Source organism: Streptomyces sp. NPDC049627 (assembly GCF_044465645.1).
Classification (GTDB): domain Bacteria; phylum Actinomycetota; class Actinomycetes; order Streptomycetales; family Streptomycetaceae; genus Streptomyces.
On the sequence record NZ_JBITLW010000021.1, the window covers coordinates 57,088 to 74,831 of the forward strand.

The window sequence follows — 17,744 nt, forward strand, 5'->3', positions numbered from 1 at the left end:
CGGATAGCGGAAATCAGGAGGATGTGGGATGGGTCAGGGCCAGCAGGAGAAGGTGGCGACGAGCCTCGCGGGCGCCGTCAGCGAGGAGATCAGCGCCTCCCTCGCGCCGGTCGACGCCGAGCTGGAGCGTCGCTACCCCGGAGACCCCGGCACCCGCCAGCCCGTCCACACCGTCTACGTCCCCGGCGACGTCTTCGCCGCCGACACCATCCGCTCCTGGGGCGAGAAGGCCCTCGCGCTCCTCGACGAACACGCCCCGGACGCCACCTCCTTCGCCGCCGTCCTCGGCCTGTCCGACGAACTCGCCGAGCCCGTCCACGCGCGCGTGCGGGCCAAGCTGGAGCGCGAGCCCATCGAGGACCTGCGCGTCGACTTCGAGGACGGCTACGGCCCCCGCCCGGACGCCGAGGAGGACGAGGCGGCCGCCCGCGCGGCACGGCTGATCGCCGAGGCGTACGAGAACGGCACGGCGGCCCCGTACATGGGCATCCGCATGAAGTGCATGGAGGCGCCGGTACGCGACCGGGGCATCCGCACCCTCGACATCTTCCTCACCGGCCTGATGGAGGCCGGCGGTCTGCCCGACGGGCTGGTGCTCACCCTGCCGAAGGTGACGTACCCCGAGCAGGTCACCGCCATGGTGCGGCTCCTTGAGGCCTTCGAGAAGGCGCGCGGGCTCGAACCCGGGCGGATCGGCTTCGAGATCCAGATCGAGACGAGCCAGTCCATCCTGGCCACCGACGGCACCGCCACCGTCGCCCGTATGATCCAGGCCGCAGAGGGACGCGCCACGGGCCTGCACTACGGCACCTTCGACTACAGCGCCTGCCTCGGTGTCTCCGCCGCCTACCAGGCCAGCGACCACCCGGCCGCCGACCACGCCAAGGCGATCATGCAGGTCGCGGCGGCCGGCACCGGCGTACGCGTCTCGGACGGCTCGACGAACGTCCTGCCGGTCGGCCCGACCGAGAAGGTCCACGACGCCTGGCGACTGCACTACGGCCTGACGCGCCGGGCCCTGTCGCGCGCCTACTACCAGGGCTGGGACATGCACCCCGGCCACATCCCGACCCGGTACGCGGCCGTCTTCTCCTTCTACCGCGAGGGCTTCGAGCAGGCGGCCGCCCGCCTCGCCCGGTACGCCAACCGGGCGGGCGGCGACGTCATGGACGAGCCCGCCACCGCCAAGGCCCTCAGCGGCTACCTGCTGCGCGGCCTGGACTGCGGTGCCCTCGACATCGCCGAGGTCGCCCGGCTGACCGGTCTGACCCGTGCCGATCTGGAGGGATTCGCGGCGCCCCGGCGCGGCGACCTGACGGTCTCCGCCAAGTAGCGGGCCGGTCACAACGGCCCGCAGCGGCTGGTGTTGTCACTGCCGCCCCGTAGTCTGTACGGACGCAAAGACGTGTCACAGAAACGGGGCAGCGGTGTCTTCGGGGGAGTACGGACAGGCGGACGAGGCCGGTCGGCTGCTGGCCGGCCGCTATCGGGTCGTGGCCCAACTCGGGCGGGGCGGCATGGGCGTCGTCTGGAGAGCCGTCGACGAGGTCCTGGGCCGTGAGGTCGCCGTCAAGGAACTGCGCACCTACAGCGACGCCGACGGTCCCGAACTCGCGGATCTGCGGCTGCGGATGCAGCGCGAGGCCCGGGCCGCGGCCCGGGTCCGGCACCCCGGCGTGGTGGCCATTCACGATGTCGCGGAGGTCGACGGACGCCCGCTCATCGTCATGGAGCTGGTCGACGGCCCCTCCCTGGAAGCAGTCCTGCGCGAGCGCGGCACCCTCGATCCGCGTGAGGCGGCCGCACTCGGCGCCAAGGTCATGGACGCGCTGGCCGCCGCCCACCGGGCCGGCGTCCTGCACCGCGACGTCAAGCCCGGCAACATCCTGCTGGAGACCTCCGGCCGCGTCGTTCTCACCGACTTCGGCATCGCGACGATGGACGACCCGGGCGACGGCTCGGCCACCCATCTGACCCGCACCGGCCATCTCGTCGGCTCCCTGGACTACATGGCCCCCGAGCGCGCCCAGGGCGCCGATCCGGGCCCTTCCTCGGACGTCTGGGCCCTGGGCGCCACCCTGTACGCGGCGGTGGAGGGCTCCGCGCCCTTCCGCCGTACGTCGACCTTCTCCACGCTCACCGCGATCGTCTCCGAACCCCTGCCGGAGCCCCGCAACGCCGGGCCGCTCGGCCCCGTCCTCCAACGGCTCATGGACAAGCGGCCCGAGTCCCGTCCCGAGGCCGAAGAGGCGCGGGAACTCCTCCAGGCGGTGGCGGACCAGGACGGCTCGGAGGCGCCGACGGCGGCGCTGCGCGGGCCGGACGGCTCCGGGCCCGTGCGGGACGAGACGGAGCGCAGCGTCCCCACGGCGCCCGCCGGGCAGGCGTACGGCGGGCCACAGGGCGCGCCGAGCGCTCAGGGCGGGGACACGCCGGGGCAGGGCGTGCCCGCCTCGGACCTGCCCGGGGCACCGGTCTTCGGGACCGCGGGGCAGCGCGCGAACGGCCCTGCGACTCCTGAAGGGAGCACACCGCCGGCGCAGGGGTTCGCCTCCGCCGGCCATGCCGCTCCGGCAGGACACGGACCCGGCGCGCTCCCCGGGCAGCCGGCGGCGTCGCCGTACGCCAGTGCGCCGGGGCCGTACGGCGGGCCTCCGCAGGGCTTCGGCGGCCCGAACCCGCAGCCGCACGACCTGGGTACCACCGGCCCCATGTCCACGTCCTCCGGCAGCTCCTCCCGGCGCAAGGGACGCGCCCTGCTCGCCGCCGCGGCCGTGACCGTCGTCCTCGCGGCGAGCGGGGTCACCGTCGCCCTGCTGAACACCACGGACGACGCCAAGGACGCGGCGCAGGACACTTCGTCCGTCACCTCCACGGCCACGTCCGCCCCGGCGACCGGCAGCCCTGACGCCGACCGGTCGGGCGAGGCCGGCCTGACCGAGAAGGGCGACGACGCGAAGTCCCCCCGCGCGAGCAAGTCGCCGGGCCGCACGGCGGGAAGCGAGCCCTCGGACCGGCCCACCACCTCGTCCCCGACCGGGACCTCGGGCGGGGGCGGCACCAACGGGGGCAGCACGGGCGGCGGTTCCGGCGACGGCGGCACGACGGGCGGTGGAGGAACCACAGGCGGGGGCGGAACCACGGGCGGGGGCGCAAGCACCGCACCCGGCGCGTCCTGTTCCTCCATCGGCGGCGGCAAGTACAACTGCCAGGTCTGGAAGACCGCCAAGTCCTACACCGCCTCCGGCACCGAGGTCGGCGTCCTCAACGCGGGCACCAACTACTTCTACTGCCAGCAGAATCTGGGCCGCCGTGAGACCGACGGCCAGTGGACCAACGTCTGGTGGGCCAGAACGGACGACGACAGCGGCAACACGAACGTCTTCATCAGCGACGTCTACATCGAGGGCGGCAACAACGACGAGCCGGTGCCCGGACTCCCGGTCTGCTGAACCCGGACGTACCTCTCCAGGCCGGAGGCCGTCACCAGCTTCTCCTCCGCCAACAACCGGGTGCCCCGCGCGCACAGCAGCGCGTCACCACGCGCCCGCGCGACGAATTCCTCGGGTGTGACGCCGAACAGCTCCCTCAAACGGGCCGAGGTCCCGAGGAGTTCGATGAGCAGGGCCCGCTGACCGGGGTGGGTGCGCGGCCCACCGTTCCCGTTGTGCAGCACCCCATGGCGGTTGACATACGCGAAGGCACCCGCAAGCGCCGTGCCGTCCGCCAGAACGATCCGGACCCCGGGCGCGGCCAGCCAGGCGCGGTGGTAGTTGCCGTTCGGCAGCGGCACTCCCTCGCTCGCGTCGACGACCGCCAGTTGCTCGGCATCGAGCCAGATGAGGAACAACTCCCGTACGGCAACGGGTGCGTGGAAGGGGGAGGCAGACACGTATCCCATACGGCTCACATGCGCGGAGACACCGACCTCGATGCCCGTGACCCGAGCCTTCACCATCGGAATGGGAGCCGTGATCCCGAACTCGGCCATCTTGTGCCGGAGTTGGCCCGGACAGGCGTTGGAGCCGACCGCGAGAACCGGCACGCGGTCGTCGTACACCAGCCGGTCGAGGGGCAGCAGTCGGTTTCCGTCGAGGAGGCCGGAGTCCTCGGGCCAGGCGCCGGGGTAGAGCAGGGGATGCTCGCGCGGTGCCTCGGCCAGGCCCTGCGCCTGCAGGGTGCGGTCCTCCACGGGCCGCTCAGTCCGCCGGCGGCAGCTCGCCCGAGCCCCGGGTGATCAGCCGCGTCGGCAGCTCGATGCGTTCCGGGGTGACCAGGGTGCCGTCCAGCTGGCGGAACAGGCGCTCGGCGGCGGTGCGGCCGATCGCCGCCGCGTCCTGCGCGACGACGGTGACGCCGGGCTGCAGCAGGTCGGCGAGTTCGATGTCGTCGAAGCCGACGAGGGCGACGCCACGGGTCTGCTCGGCGAGGACACGGACCACGGTGACCGTCACCCGGTTGTTGCCCGCGAAGATCGCGGTGACGGGGGAGGGGCCGGAGAGCATCGCCTCGGCCGCCCGGCGCACCCGCTCCGGATCGGTGACCCCCAGGGACATCCAGGCGTCCTCCACCGGTATGCCCGCGTCCTCCAAGGCGGCGCGATAGCCGCGCAGCCGCTCTGCGGCCGTGTGGATGCGGGGCATGTCGCCGATGAAACCGATCCGGCGGTGGCCGTGGGCGATGAGATGGGCGACGCCGCCGCGGGCACCGCCGTAGTTGTCGGACAGGACGCAGTCGGCATCGATCCTGCCCGCCGGACGGTCGACGAAGACGGTGGCGACGCCCGCCTTGAGCTCGGGCTCCAGGTACCGGTGGTCGTCACCGGCCGGAATGATCACCAGCCCGTCCACCCGCCGCGCGCACAGCGCCAGCGCCAGCTCCTGCTCGCGGTCCGGGTCCTCGGCGCTGGAGCCGTTGATGAGCAGCGCGCCGTGCGCCCGGGCGACCTCCTCGACCGCCCGGCTCAGCGGACCGTAGAACGGGTCCGCGAGATCCTCCAGGACCAGGCCGATGCTCGCCGTACGGCCCTTGCGCAGCACCCGCGCGCTGTCGTTGCGGCGGAAGCCCAGCGCGTCGATGGCCTCCTGGACGCGGCGCTCCGTCTCCGGGGTGACTCCCGGCTCCCCATTGACCACGCGCGAGACGGTCTTCAGACCGACTCCGGCACGCGCCGCGACGTCCTTCATGGTCGGACGGTTGCCGTAGCGCGTTCCGGAGAGGCCGTCGGCAAGGCGGTCGGATCGGCGGATGGTCTCGGGCACGATGCGGTGTCCTGTCCTGTCGTCCACGGGGATGCGTCGGTCCATGGGTTTGTATGAGGATGTGGCGTCGACAATAGACCCTGGACAACGTTGTCAGATCCAGGGGACACTGTCCACCGCAATCTCCGGCCTGCGCCCCCACCGCGAGACCGGCTCGCCCATTTCCCGTGGTTGACGGGGAGATCCGAATGGTTGACGGGGAGAACTGACACTGATGCACACCGACCTCGTGGCTGCGCTCGACATCGGCGGTACGAAGATCGCCGGAGCGCTGGTGGACGGTCACGGCCGGATCGTGGTCCGGGCCCAGCGCGCGACGCCGGCACGGGAGGACGGCGAGACGGTGATGCGGGCCGTGGAGGAGGTCGTCGGGGAGCTCACCGCGTCGCCGCTGTGGGAGCGGGCCGCGGCCCTCGGCATCGGCAGCGCGGGCCCGGTGGACGCCTCGGCGGGCACGGTCAGTCCGGTGAACGTGCCCGGCTGGCGGGACTATCCGCTGGTCCGGCGGGTCCGGGAGGCGGCGGGCGGACTGCCCGTGGAGCTGATCGGCGACGGTGTGGCCATCACGGCGGCCGAGCACTGGCAGGGGGCGGCGCGGGGCCATGACAACGCGCTGTGCATGGTCGTCTCCACGGGCGTCGGCGGCGGCCTGGTCCTCAACGGCCGCCTGCACCCCGGCCCGACCGGCAACGCCGGCCACATCGGTCACATCAGCGTCGAGCTGGACGGCGACCCGTGCCCGTGCGGTTCGCGCGGCTGCGTGGAGCGCATCGCCAGCGGGCCCAACATCGCACGGCGGGCCCTGGAGAACGGCTGGCGACCCGGCCCGGACGGCGACACGTCCGCCGCCGCGGTGGCCGCCGCCGCGCGCGACGGCGACCCGGTCGCCGTGGCCTCCTTCGAGCGCGCCGCGCAGGCCCTGGCGGCCGGGATCGCGGCCACCGCGACCCTCGTCGAGATCGACATCGCGGTGATCGGCGGGGGAGTGGGCAAGGCGGGCGACGTGCTCTTCACACCGCTGCGCAAGGCGCTCCACGACTACGCCACCCTGTCCTTCGTGCAGCGCCTGACGATCACGCCGGCCCAGATGGGCACGGATGCGGGGCTGGTCGGGGCCGCGGCGGCGGCGCTGGCGGGGAGGACCGACGCGGCGAGGGTCTGAGACGCGGGGCGTCTTCGGGGCTGAGGAGGAACGTTCCCCCGGCTCCCGCGGACGCGCCTCGGCTCGGCCGGGGGCACGGTGCGTGTTGCCGGCGAGCGATCTCGCCCCCGCCGCCCTTACCCGTCCCATCCCGGGGGCTGCGCCCCCGAACCCCCCCCTCGGCCCGGAAGGGGCCTTGTCCTCAAACGCCGGACGGGCTGATTTCACCGACCGGCGTCGGGAGCGCCGCAGGGCCCCGTCACTCAGCAACTCACCCGTACGTCCCCCCAGTCCGCGTGATCCGAGTCGATGCCGTCGCCGCCGTCGCTCACCACGAGCCGGACGATCCGGGCGCCGCTCACGTCGGCCCTGATCGGCTGGGCCGGCATCGCGTTGGTGAGGGTGCCGGTCGAGGCTGCCTTCGTGCCGTCGGCCCAGATCTCGAAGGCGACGGTGCCGTCGGCGCCCTTCTCGTCGTCGACACCGACATCGGCCGTGACCGTCTCGCAGGCGCCGCCCGTGTAGTACTCCACGGCGCTCTCCGCATGGACTCCCAGCCCCTTGCCGTACACCACGCCGCCGAGGGTGATCGGACGGCCGTCGCCCGCGGCGCTCTCCCCGTTGCTGGTGTTGCGCTCGACGGGACCCCAGCCGTTGGTGGCCGAGAGCCAGGGGAGGTCACCGAGCCCGGACGTCCCCGAGGGTGGCGGCACGGCGACGGAGACGGTCAGTGGCACCACACTGTCCACGCGGACTCCGGTCGGTGAGCGGTAACCGGCCTTGAGCGTCAGGGCGTACGACCCCGTCGGCGTCCCCGGCGGCGCGGTGACCGTCCACCGGGTGCGCAGGGAGCGGCCCGTCGGGAGCGCCGGTGAGGTGGTCGGCGACGTCGCCTTCACGGCCCACCCTTCGGGCCCGGACAGGCTGACGGAGACGCGCTGGGCCGTCGTACGGCCGAGATCGGTGACCGTCGACGTCAGTGTGGCCGGCTTGCCCGCCTCGACGAACGGGCTGCCGTCCAGGCCGAGTTCGACGGCGGGCGGATTCTTGGCCCATGCGGGGTCCGCGGAGACCCGCACGAGGACCGTGCCGTGGGCCGGGACGGTCGCCGAGATCGTGCCCGCGGTGTTGTAGCTGCGGTGCTGCCACAGGTCGCGCAGCGTGTACGCGTCGGCGGCCGGCAGGCCTACCGCGGCGGCGCCGGTGCTGATCCGCTGGGCGGTGCCGGACTCGTTGAAGAGCGCCACCGCCCGGCTGCCGTCCCGCATCTCCTTGGCGACGACCCATCGCCCGCCCTCGGAGGAGATCACCGTGCCCTGCTTGCCCAGCGGGTCCTGGTCGACCGCGATGACCTCGCGGTTGCCGAGGATGTCGAAGGTCTCCTGCGAGGCCGACCGCAGGTCGGAGCCGATGAGGAGGGGCGCAGCCATGATCGCCCACATCGAGAAGTGCGACCGGTACTCCGTGCCGGTCATGCCGCCGTTGCCGACCTCCAGCATGTCGGGGTCGTTCCAGTGGCCGGGACCGGCGTGCGGCGCGAGTGGCAGGTTCTTCTTGAGGATCGCCAGCATCGAGCCCCAGGTGTCGCTGATGTCGCCGGTCGTACGCCACAGTTGGCCGACGTCGGCGGCCCATTCCCAGGGCTTGTTCTGGCCCCATTCGCAGATGCTGTAGACGATGGGCCGGCCGGTCGCCTCGAGGGCGTCGCGCATCGTGGTGTAGCGCAGCTTGGCGTCCACGCCCTGGTTGTTGCAGTTGTCGTACTTCAGGTAGTCCACACCCCAGTCCGCGAACTGCTGGGCGTCGCTGTACTCATGGCCCAGGGCGCCCGGGAAGCCGGCGCTGTTGCAGGTCTTGGTGCCCGCGCTGGTGTAGATGCCGAATTTCAGCCCCTTGGAGTGGACGTAGTCCGCGACGGCCTTGATACCGCCCGGGAAGCGGACCGGGTCGGGCACCAGCTTTCCGTTGGCGTCCCTGGAGGGCAGGGCCCAGCAGTCGTCGAGGTTGACGTACTCGTACCCGGCGTCCTTGAGGCCCTTCTCGACGAAGATGTCCGCGACCGCCTTGACCATGGACTCGTTGAACTCGGCCCGGCAGTGCGTGGAGTTCCAGTTGTTGAAGCCCATGGGCGGGGTGAGGGCCAGACCGTCGTCCAGGGTGGGTGCGACAGGGGCCGCGGTGGCCGCGGACGCGACGAGGCCCGCCGCGCACAGGAGACCTGCGGCGAGTGCCCCGACCACTCTCGTGCGGGTTGTGCGGGTGTGAAGGTGACGCATCGTTACGTTCCTCCGAACCTGCAAAGGTGGGATGACAGCATGCACACGTCATACTACGCCCCCTCTTTTTGAACATGTTCAATATCTGCGCTAGGCTCGTCCGCACACGAGATGGGGGAGCCGATGAAGATAGTGATCCCCGGGGGAACCGGGCAGGTGGGCACCATCCTGAACCGCGCGCTGAGCGCCGCGGGCCACGACGTGGTCGTGCTGACCAGACGGCCCACGCGTGACCGTGAGGTCCGCTGGGACGGTGAGACATTGGACCAGTGGACCTCGGTGATCGACGGCAGCGACATCGTGATCAACCTGGCGGGCCGCAGCGTCAGCTGCCGCTACACCCCGGCCAATCTGCAGGCCATGATGGACTCGCGGGTGCGCTCCACCCGGGTCGTCGGCGAGGCGATCGCACGAGCCGCCCGGCCGCCCCGGGTCTGGCTGCAGATGAGCACGGCCACCCTCTACGCCCACCGCTACGACGCCCCCAATGACGAGGCGACGGGCGTCATCGGCGGCGACGAGCCCGGTGTGCCGGACTACTGGGCGTACAGCGTCGAGATCGCCAAGGCGTGGGAGCGGGCACAGGAAGAAGCCGGCACCCCGCACACCCGGAAGGTCGCCCTGCGCTCCGCCATGGTGATGAGCCCCGACCGAGGCGGCGTGTTCGACGTTCTGCTCGGCCTGGCACGTCTCGGCCTCGGCGGCCCCGTCGCGGGTGGCGCACAGTACGTCTCCTGGATCCACGACCGCGACTTCGTCCGCGCGGTCGACTTCCTGGTCGACCGGGAGGATCTCCACGGGCCGGTGAACCTCGCCGCCCCCGAACCCCTGCCGCAGCGTGCGTTCATGCGGGCGCTGCGCTCCGCGTGGGGCGTCCCCGTCGGCCTGCCCGCCACGAAGTGGATGGCCGAGATCGGCGCGTTCGCGCTGCGCTCCGACACCGAGCTGCTGCTCAAGAGCCGACGTGTCGTGCCCGGCCGGCTGCTCGACGAGGGATTCACCTTCGAGTACGACCGGTGGCCGGCTGCGGCCGAGGATCTCGCACAACGGGTGCGGCTGCGCCGGCCCGACGGGAGCCGGTCCGGGACGGTACGTCCTGCGCTGTCCCGATCGTCCGGAGGTCGGGCGTGACTCCCGGCCGCGTTTCTCCGTTGAGTCGGTCATGAAGAAGCGCAGCATGCTCGCCATCGCCTCCTTGGCCACGGGATTCGTCGTCGCGGCCGTCACCCCGTCGCACGCCAACACGGCCCCCGCCGTCGGTCTCCCCGGCGCCGGCCTCCCTGGCGCGGGCGCGGAGACCAAGCTGACCGGCGGCGAGACCAAGCTCGCCGGCGTCAGCGTGGACCAGGCCCTGAACACCGTGGGCCGGGCCATCAACCGCGAAACCGACAAGGCCGTGAACAACGCGCCCCACGGGAAGAAGCGCTGACGAGCCCCCTCGACCGATCAACCGGCGCCGGTATCCCCGCACCCGCGGGGTTCCGGCGCCGTATTCATGCGATTCATGCGCTCTCTACTGGAGCTGGTTTCCGTGGCAGGGTGGAGCGGGCAAGCCACAGGGGGCCAACAGAAGAGGGGGAAACGTGATCGTCTGGGTCAACGGCGCGTTCGGTGCGGGGAAGACCACCACCGCACGCGAACTGATCGAGCTGATCCCGAACAGCACGCTCTTCGACCCCGAGGTCATCGGCGGAGCACTCACCCACCTGCTTCCGCCCAAACACCTCACCGAGGTCGGTGACTTCCAGGACCTGCCGATCTGGCGACGTCTCGTGATCGATACGGCGGCCGCGCTGCTCGCCGAGCTCGGCGGGACCCTCGTGGTCCCGATGACGCTGCTGCGCCAGGAGTACCGCGACGAGATCTTCGGCGGCCTCGCCGCCCGCCGCATCACCGTCCAGCATGTCCTCCTCGCCCCGGCGGAAACGATCCTGCGGGAGCGAATAGCAGGGCGGGAGGTCCCGCCCGATCTGCCCGACGGCGAGATGCGGATCCGGCAGTGGTCCTACGACCACATAGAGCCGTACCGCGCCGCACTCGCCTCCTGGCTCACCGCGGACGCCTACCCGGTCGACAACGGCGGCCTGACGCCGTACGAGACCGCCGTCCGGATCGCCGAGGCGGTCGGCAGCGGTACGGTCCCCGTCTGCGACATCGTGCAGACGCCCGAGCCCACCGCCGAGACCCTCGCCTCGGGCGTCCTGCTCTTCGACGAGCAGGACCGGGTGCTGCTCGTCGACCCCACCTACAAGCCCGGCTGGGAGTTCCCCGGCGGTGTCGTCGAACCCGGCGAGGCACCCGCGCGCGCGGGGATGCGCGAGGTCGCCGAGGAGACGGGGATACGGCTGGACGACGTACCGCGGCTGCTCGTCGTCGACTGGGAACGGCCCTCGCCCCCCGGTTACGGCGGCCTGCGCCTCCTCTTCGACGGCGGTCACCTCGACTCCACGGAGGCCGAACGCCTCCTGCTCCCCGGCCCCGAGCTGCGCGACTGGCGCTTCGTGACCGAGGAGGAGGCCGCCGATCTGCTGCCGCCGGTGCGCTACGAGCGGCTGCGCTGGGCGCTGCGGGCACGGGAGCGCGGGGCGGCGCTCTATCTGGAGGCCGGGATTCCGACGTCCTGACCCAGGTCATGCAGGTCATGCAGGTCATGCAGGGCGTGCAGGGCTGGCAGGACTTGTCGGCGGCGGCCCGTGGGATCCCCTCGGGCCGCCCTTCTCTCAACTCGCCGCGTAATTACGCAGGAACAGCGCCTCGGTGACCGAAAGGCGCTCCAGTTCCTGCGGGGACACGCTCTCGTTCACCGCGTGGATCTGGGCCTCCGGCTCGCTCAGGCCGATGAGGAGGATCTCCGCGTGGGGGTAGAGGGCGGCGAGGGTGTTGCACAGCGGGATGGAGCCGCCCTGGCCGGCGTACTGCATCTCCTGGCCGGGGTAGGCCACCGCCATCGCGTCCGCCATCGCCTGGTACGCCGGGCTGCTCGTGTCGGCGCGGAACGCCTGGCCCTGACCGATCTGCTCGGTGCGCACCCGGGCGCCCCACGGCGTGTGCGCCTCGATGTGGGCCTGGAGCAGCTTGGTGGCCTCGGCGGCGTCCACGCCCGGTGGCACCCGGAGGCTGATCAGCGCGCGGGCGCTCGCCTGCACGGACGGGGTGGCGCCGACGACGGGCGGGCAGTCGATGCCGAGGACCGTGACGGCGGGGCGCGCCCAGATGCGGTCGGCGACCGTGCCGGAGCCGATCAGCTCGACGCCGTCGAGGACCTTGGCGTCCTGGCGGAACTGCTCCGCGTCGTACTGCAGGCCCTCCCACGACGACTCGACGGTCAGCCCGTCCACCGTGGTCGAACCGTCTTCCGCGCGCAGCGAGTCCAGTACGCGGATCAGCGCGCCCAGCGCGTCGGGCGCGGCGCCGCCGAACTGGCCGGAGTGCAGGTTGCCTTCGAGCGTGTCGATCTGCACGCGCACCATGGTCATGCCGCGCAGGGTCGACGTCACCGTCGGCAGGCCGACGCGGAAGTTGCCCGCGTCGCCGATCACGATGGTGTCGGCCTCCAGCAGGTCCGGGTGCTCCTCGGCGTACCGCTCCAGACCGCCCGTGCCCATCTCCTCCGAGCCCTCGGCGATCACCTTGACGTGGACCGGTATGCCGCCGTTCGCCTTCAACGCGCGCAGGGCGAGCAGGTGCATGATCACCCCGCCCTTGCAGTCGGCGGCGCCGCGCCCGTACCAGCGGCCGTCGCGCTCGGTCAGCTCGAAGGGCGGGGTGCTCCAGGCGGCCTCGTCCAGCGGGGGCTGCACGTCGTAGTGGGCGTACAGCAGAACCGTCTTCGCGCCCTCGGGCCCCGGCAGGTAGCCGTACACCGACTGCGTGCCGTCGGGGGTGTCGAGCAGGGCCACGTCCTGGAAGCCCTCCGCGCGCAGCGCGTCGGCGACCCAGCGGGCGGCGCCCTCGCTCTCGCTCTTCGGGAACTGGTCGAAGTCCGCCACCGACCTGAAGGCCACCAGCTCGGTGAGCTCCGCCTTCGCCCGCGGCATCAGCGAGGCGACGGTCTCGGCGACCGGAATCGACGACATGGGCACGCTCCTTGTGGGTGCGACGTTGTACGTATGAGTGCTGTGATCCTCCCACAGCGGGCTGCGACGATGCCCGCCGTAGGATGCGGGGGACAGCAGCAGACGGCGGCTTGATCGGGAGCAGTAGACCATCGTGAGCAGCGAGAACTCTTCGGCGGACGACGTGCAGCGGGTGTGGGACGTCGTCGTGGTGGGCGCGGGACCCGCGGGAGCCTCGGCCGCGTATGCGGCGGCGGTGTCCGGGCGCCGCGTGCTGTTGCTGGAGAAGGCGGAGCTGCCGCGCTACAAGACCTGCGGCGGCGGCATCATCGGCCCCTCGCGCGACGCGCTCCCGCCCGGCTTCGACGTGCCCTTCCGGGACCGGGTGCACGCGGTGACGTTCTCGAACAACGGCCGCTTCACCCGGACCCGTCGCTCCAAGCAGATGCTGTTCGGGCTGATCAACCGGCCCGAGTTCGACCAGCAGCTGGTCGAGCACGCGCAGAAGGCGGGCGCCGAGCTGCGTACGGGCGTCACCGTGCAGCGCGTCGAGCAGCACGGCTCGGCGGTGCCGGACCGGCGCACGGTCGCCGTCGTCCTGCAGGGCGGCGAGACGCTGCTCGCGCGGGCCGTCGTCGGCGCGGACGGCAGCGCGAGCCGTATAGGAGCACACGTCGGGGTGAAGCTCGACCAGGTGGATCTCGGCCTGGAGGCGGAGATCCCGGTGCCGGAGACGGTCGCCGAGGACTGGAAGGGGCGGGTCCTCATCGACTGGGGGCCGATTCCCGGCAGTTACGGCTGGGTGTTCCCGAAGGGGGACACGCTCACGGTCGGGGTGATCTCGGCGCGGGGTGAAGGGGCCGCCACCAAGCGGTACTTGGAGGAGTTCATCGGGCGGCTCGGGCTCGCCGGGTTCGAACCGAGCGTCTCCTCCGGCCACTTGACGCGCTGCCGCGCCGACGACTCGCCGCTGTCGCGCGGGCGCGTGCTGGTGTGCGGTGACGCGGCGGGCCTGCTGGAGCCGTGGACGCGCGAGGGAATCTCGTTCGCGCTGCGGTCGGGTCGGCTCGCGGGGGAGTGGGCGGTACGGATCGCCGAGGCGCACGACGCGGTGGACACCCGGCGCCAGGCCCTGAACTACGCCTTCGCGGTCAAGGCGGGCCTCGGTGTCGAGATGAGCGTCGGCAAGCGGCTGCTGATGGTGTTCGAGCGCCGTCCCGGGCTCTTCCATGCGGCGCTGACCGGGTTCCGGCCGGCCTGGAAGGCGTTCATGGACATCACGCGGGGCGCGACGTCCCTCGGTGAGATCGTCCGTACTCATCCCATGGCCCAGCGCGCCCTGACCGCGCTGGACCGCCGGCCGTCGACGGGTGACGGCGTCAGTTCTGCACCGTGATCCGGAACACCGGGTGGTCGGGGGCGATTCGGCGCAGGTCGGCGTCGGGCGAGTCGGGGCCGACTCCCTTGAAGAAGACGCCGACCTCGGCCTTCCAGCGCTTGAGGTAGGCGCGCAGGAGCGGGACCTTGTCGTCGTCGGCCACCTCGGTCGCCGTGAACACCTCCACACGCTTGCCGAGGTGCAGCTCACCGCCGCCGGCCGCGCGCATGTTGTGCGTCCACTGGACGTGACCGCGCGGGGCGACGAGGTACTGCTGTCCGTCGACGGTCAGCAGGTTCACGGGGGTGGTCCGCCACTGGCCGCTCTTGCGGCCGCGGACCGCCAGCACCCGGGAGCCCCAGACGCTGAGGCCGCGGCGGGTCATCCAGGCCACGATGCGGTTGAACACGTTGACGGTGAACCAGCCGGGCTTCTGGACGTGCGTGGACATGGGAACCCCCTCCTCCAGGCGGAGCGTCGCTCTCTTTTGTGAGCACTGCTCTCGCTCGCTTGGTGACAGTGTGCCCGAGGCCGGCGGTCGATTGCAAGAGCGGTGCTCTCGTTTGTGTGCACTGCTCTGATTTCATGGAACACTGGTCCGCATGAACAGCACGACGCACGGCGTCCGCGCCCGAGCCCGCATCGAAGTCACCGCGGCCATCAAAGATGCGGCCCGCAGACAGCTCGCGGCCGACGGCGCCGCCAAGCTCTCGCTGCGCGCCGTGGCCCGCGAGCTCGGCATGGTCTCCTCCGCGCTCTACCGCTACTTCCCCAGTCGGGACGACCTGCTGACCGCACTCATCATCGACGCCTACAACTCCCTCGGCGAGGCCGCCGAGGCCGCGCACCACGAGGTCGCCGAGGCCGGGCCGGTGCGGCGCTGGATCACGGTGTGCGAGGCCGTGCGGGCCTGGGCGCTGGCGCATCCGCACGAGTACGCGCTGATCTACGGCTCGCCCGTGCCCGGTTACACCGCCCCCGACACCACCGTCCCGGCCGCCTCCCGCGTCGGCCTCCTGCTCATCGGCATCGCGCGCGACGCCCACCACGGCCCCGGCCTCACCCGGCCCCAGCTTTCCGCAGACCTGCGGCCCGAGGCCGAGCGGATGGCGGCCGACCTCGCGGCCGACCTGCCTCCCGAGACCGTGACGGCCCTCGTCGCCTCCTGGGCCCAGCTGTACGGGCTCGTCGGGTTCGAGCTGTTCGGGCAGTTCAACCGGGTCGTGGAGGACCGGGAGGCGTTCTTCCGGCATGCGGTGGCTCAACTCGCCCGGGGAGTGGGCCTGAGGGGCGAGGCGCAATGAGGGTGCGCCGCGACCAGCCGGATCAGTTCGTGGACGTACTCCGCGGGGAGTACCTGTGATCACCACGCGCGGGTGACGCCGCCCGGCGGCCGTCGCGTCTAGCGTGGCGGACATGGACGAGCAGCAGGAACGCCGGGCCGGCGGACCGCCGATGTGGTGGCGGCACGGGCCGCCGTGGTGGAACCGGTGGGACGACGACCAGGAGCACGCCCCCCGCTGGCCCTGGCGCTCCACCGTGCTGATCACGGCCTTCGTGCTGGCCGGCTCGAACTTCGCCGCCCAGGCGCAGGAGGGCAGGGCGGACCTCGACCCCTTCGCCCGTGTGCTGCTGTTCGTGGCGGCGGGACTGCTGCTGTGGCGCAAGCGGTATCCGGTGGCCGTCGTCTTCGGTACGGCGGTGGCGGCCACGGTCTACCTCGGCGCCGGATACCCGTACGGGCCGGTCTTCGTGGCCCTGGCCGTGGCCTGCTTCAACGCCATCGTCACCGGACATCGCAGGGCCGCCTGGGCGGCCGTCGGGGTGTTCTGGGTCGGGCACGCCCTGGTGGCGCACTGGCTCTACCAGTGGCTGCCGCCGTCCGGCGACTCGGCGGCCCCCTGGGAGCAGGAGGGTGTGATCGCGGCCTGGGTCGCGGCGATCGTGGCGGTGTCGGAGCTGGCGAAGACGCGGCGCGAGCAGTGGGCACGGGAGCGGGCGGAGCGGGCGCAGGCGGCGCGGCGGCGTGCCGACGAGGAACGGCTGCGGATCGCCCGCGAACTGCACGACGTCCTCGCGCACAGCATCAGCGTGATCAATGTCCAGGCGGGCGTCGGCCTCGCCCTCCTCGACACCGACCCCGAACAGGCGCGCACGGCGCTGACCACCATCAAGGCCAAGAGCAAGGAGGCGCTCGGCGAGGTCCGCCAGGTCCTCGACACGCTGCGCACCCCCGGCGACGCGCCCCGCACCCCGGCACCCGGCCTCGACCGGCTGCCCGAACTGGTGCGGCAGGCGGCGAGCGCGGGCCTCACCGTGGAGGTCGAGGGCGAGCCGCCCCGCCTCCCGCCCGGCACGGACCTCGCCGCCTTCCGCATCGTCCAGGAGGCCCTCACCAATGTCGTACGCCACTCGGGCTCGCGGCACGCACGCGTGCGGCTCGATCACGAGGACGCGGCGACGCTACGGTTGCGCATCGACGACGACGGTCCGGCGACCGGCGCCGACGCGGGCGGCAGCGGCAACGGGTTGGCCGGAATGCGGGAGCGGGCGGCCGCGCTGGGTGGCACGATCGAGGCGGGCCCACGGGCCGACGGCGGGTTCCGAGTGCTCGCCGTCCTGCCGCTGAAGGGCCCTGCCGAGACCAAGGAGGACCGGTGATCCGCGTACTGCTCGCCGACGATCAGTCACTGGTGCGGGCCGGCTTCCGGGCGTTGCTCGACGCCCAGCCCGACATCGAGGTCGCGGGGGAGGCCGCCGACGGCGAGGAGGCGCTGCGCAAGGTGCGCGAACTGCGGCCCGACATCGTCCTGATGGACATCCGCATGCCGCTCCTGGACGGCCTCGCCGCGACCCGCCGCATCACCGAGGACGACGCCCTGGAGGGCGTGAAGGTCGTCATGCTGACCACCTTCGAACTCGACGAGTACGTCTTCGAGGCCATCCGCTCGGGCGCCTCCGGCTTCCTGGTCAAGGACACCGAGCCCGAGGAACTCCTGCGCGCCGTACGGGCGGTGGTCGAGGGCGACGCGCTGCTGTCGCCGGGGGTGACCCGGCGGCTGATCGCCGAGTTCGCCGCCCGCTCCAAGGAGCCCGCGGCCGCCGGCTCCCTCGCCCACCTCACCGAGCGCGAGCGGGAGGTCATGGCGTTGGTCGGCATCGGACTGTCCAACGAGGAGATCGCCCGCCGCCTGGTGGTGAGCCCCCTCACCGCGAAGACCCACGTCAGCCGTACGATGGTGAAGCTCGGCGCCCGGGACCGGGCCCAACTCGTCGTCCTGGCCTACGAGTCGGGACTGGTACGCCCGGGCTGGCTGGGCTGAGCCGCCCCGTCCCCGGCGACTTCGCGCTTGCCGAAGCGGACCAGCACGCTGACGACGCGGGCGACGAACAGCACGGCGGCCGCGGTCGCCCCGGCGCCGACGAGCGTGCTCCGCGCCCCGGCCGACAGCTCGAAGGCGAACGCCGGTCCCGCCGCGGCCCCGAACAGCAGTGCCGCCGCGAACGCCGCGCTGCACAGCGCGTACCCGATCTCGACGGTCATCGCATCCCGCTCGGCCTGACTGCGCCGTCCCCCGTATGTGCTCATACGGCGAGTTTCACAGCCGTGCGCCCGGCGGAGCAAGCGAGCCC

At 72.3% G+C, this 17,744-nt stretch carries 16 protein-coding genes; 10 read left to right on the forward strand and 6 right to left on the reverse strand.

Translation table 11 applies throughout. The features are described 5' to 3' along the window. Nucleotides 1-28: 28 nt before the first annotated feature. Nucleotides 29-1,333, forward strand: coding sequence for a DUF6986 family protein (locus tag ACIBU0_RS41065; protein WP_398829122.1), 1,305 nt, complete (start codon nucleotides 29-31; stop codon nucleotides 1,331-1,333). Nucleotides 1,334-1,427: 94 nt separating this feature from the next. Then, the gene (locus tag ACIBU0_RS41070; protein ID WP_398829125.1) at nucleotides 1,428-3,452 is read left to right on the forward strand and encodes a protein kinase; all 2,025 of its coding nucleotides are present in this window, start codon (nucleotides 1,428-1,430) and stop codon (nucleotides 3,450-3,452) included. Here the strand turns inward: ACIBU0_RS41070 and ACIBU0_RS41075 are convergent. Both ACIBU0_RS41075 and ACIBU0_RS41080 read right to left on the reverse strand, forming a co-directional pair. Then, the gene (locus ACIBU0_RS41075) at nucleotides 3,398-4,192 is read right to left on the reverse strand and encodes a hypothetical protein (protein ID WP_398829127.1); all 795 of its coding nucleotides are present in this window, start codon (nucleotides 4,190-4,192) and stop codon (nucleotides 3,398-3,400) included. The two genes, ACIBU0_RS41070 and ACIBU0_RS41075, sit on opposite strands and share 55 nt — an antisense overlap. 7 nt (nucleotides 4,193-4,199) lie before the next feature. Continuing rightward, the gene (locus ACIBU0_RS41080) at nucleotides 4,200-5,306 is read right to left on the reverse strand and encodes a LacI family DNA-binding transcriptional regulator (RefSeq protein WP_398829130.1); all 1,107 of its coding nucleotides are present in this window, start codon (nucleotides 5,304-5,306) and stop codon (nucleotides 4,200-4,202) included. A gap of 169 nt (nucleotides 5,307-5,475) precedes the next feature. Here ACIBU0_RS41080 and ACIBU0_RS41085 point away from each other — a divergent pair, with 169 nt between their 5' ends. Continuing rightward, nucleotides 5,476-6,423, forward strand: a complete 948-nt coding sequence (locus ACIBU0_RS41085) for an ROK family protein (protein WP_398829132.1) — start codon at nucleotides 5,476-5,478, stop codon at nucleotides 6,421-6,423. Between the two features lie 242 nt (nucleotides 6,424-6,665). On the opposite strand, the gene ACIBU0_RS41090 is transcribed toward ACIBU0_RS41085, so the two are convergent. Beyond that, nucleotides 6,666-8,678, reverse strand: coding sequence for an NPCBM/NEW2 domain-containing protein (locus tag ACIBU0_RS41090; protein WP_398829134.1), 2,013 nt, complete (start codon nucleotides 8,676-8,678; stop codon nucleotides 6,666-6,668). 123 nt (nucleotides 8,679-8,801) lie between these two features. Here ACIBU0_RS41090 and ACIBU0_RS41095 point away from each other — a divergent pair, with 123 nt between their 5' ends. From ACIBU0_RS41095 to ACIBU0_RS41105, 3 genes are all read left to right on the forward strand, one after another. Then, nucleotides 8,802-9,809 carry a TIGR01777 family oxidoreductase gene (locus ACIBU0_RS41095; RefSeq protein WP_398829137.1) on the forward strand — a complete coding sequence of 336 codons (1,008 nt, stop codon included), beginning with the start codon at nucleotides 8,802-8,804 and terminating at the stop codon, nucleotides 9,807-9,809. A 31-nt stretch (nucleotides 9,810-9,840) separates the two neighbouring features. After that, nucleotides 9,841-10,107, forward strand: coding sequence for a hypothetical protein (locus tag ACIBU0_RS41100; protein ID WP_398829140.1), 267 nt, complete (start codon nucleotides 9,841-9,843; stop codon nucleotides 10,105-10,107). A 154-nt stretch (nucleotides 10,108-10,261) separates the two neighbouring features. Continuing rightward, on the forward strand, nucleotides 10,262-11,302 hold the full coding sequence (locus tag ACIBU0_RS41105; protein WP_398829142.1) for an NUDIX domain-containing protein: 1,041 nt from the start codon (nucleotides 10,262-10,264) through the stop codon (nucleotides 11,300-11,302). A 96-nt stretch (nucleotides 11,303-11,398) separates the two neighbouring features. Here the strand turns inward: ACIBU0_RS41105 and ACIBU0_RS41110 are convergent, their stop codons facing one another. After that, nucleotides 11,399-12,754, reverse strand: a complete 1,356-nt coding sequence (locus ACIBU0_RS41110) for a dipeptidase (protein WP_398829144.1) — start codon at nucleotides 12,752-12,754, stop codon at nucleotides 11,399-11,401. A gap of 133 nt (nucleotides 12,755-12,887) precedes the next feature. Here ACIBU0_RS41110 and ACIBU0_RS41115 point away from each other — a divergent pair, with 133 nt between their 5' ends. After that, nucleotides 12,888-14,129 carry a geranylgeranyl reductase family protein gene (locus ACIBU0_RS41115; protein ID WP_398829146.1) on the forward strand — a complete coding sequence of 414 codons (1,242 nt, stop codon included), beginning with the start codon at nucleotides 12,888-12,890 and terminating at the stop codon, nucleotides 14,127-14,129. Here the strand turns inward: ACIBU0_RS41115 and ACIBU0_RS41120 are convergent. After that, complete coding sequence (locus tag ACIBU0_RS41120) at nucleotides 14,113-14,562, reverse strand: nitroreductase family deazaflavin-dependent oxidoreductase (RefSeq protein WP_398829147.1); 450 nt, start codon at nucleotides 14,560-14,562, stop codon at nucleotides 14,113-14,115. The two genes, ACIBU0_RS41115 and ACIBU0_RS41120, sit on opposite strands and share 17 nt — an antisense overlap. A 151-nt stretch (nucleotides 14,563-14,713) precedes the next feature. On the opposite strand from ACIBU0_RS41120, the gene ACIBU0_RS41125 reads away from it, so the two are divergent. The 3 genes from ACIBU0_RS41125 to ACIBU0_RS41135 all read left to right on the forward strand — a co-directional run bounded on the left by ACIBU0_RS41125 (nucleotide 14,714) and on the right by ACIBU0_RS41135 (nucleotide 17,434). Beyond that, nucleotides 14,714-15,415, forward strand: coding sequence for a TetR/AcrR family transcriptional regulator (locus tag ACIBU0_RS41125; protein ID WP_398829149.1), 702 nt, complete (start codon nucleotides 14,714-14,716; stop codon nucleotides 15,413-15,415). 112 nt (nucleotides 15,416-15,527) lie between these two features. Beyond that, on the forward strand, nucleotides 15,528-16,772 hold the full coding sequence (locus tag ACIBU0_RS41130; protein WP_398829151.1) for a sensor histidine kinase: 1,245 nt from the start codon (nucleotides 15,528-15,530) through the stop codon (nucleotides 16,770-16,772). After that, nucleotides 16,769-17,434, forward strand: a complete 666-nt coding sequence (locus ACIBU0_RS41135) for a response regulator (RefSeq protein WP_398829154.1) — start codon at nucleotides 16,769-16,771, stop codon at nucleotides 17,432-17,434. The genes ACIBU0_RS41130 and ACIBU0_RS41135 overlap by 4 nt, the downstream gene beginning before the upstream one ends. On the opposite strand, the gene ACIBU0_RS41140 is transcribed toward ACIBU0_RS41135, so the two are convergent. Continuing rightward, nucleotides 17,395-17,700 carry a DUF6332 family protein gene (locus ACIBU0_RS41140; protein ID WP_398829156.1) on the reverse strand — a complete coding sequence of 102 codons (306 nt, stop codon included), beginning with the start codon at nucleotides 17,698-17,700 and terminating at the stop codon, nucleotides 17,395-17,397. The genes ACIBU0_RS41135 and ACIBU0_RS41140 overlap by 40 nt on opposite strands. Nucleotides 17,701-17,744 lie beyond the last annotated feature (44 nt).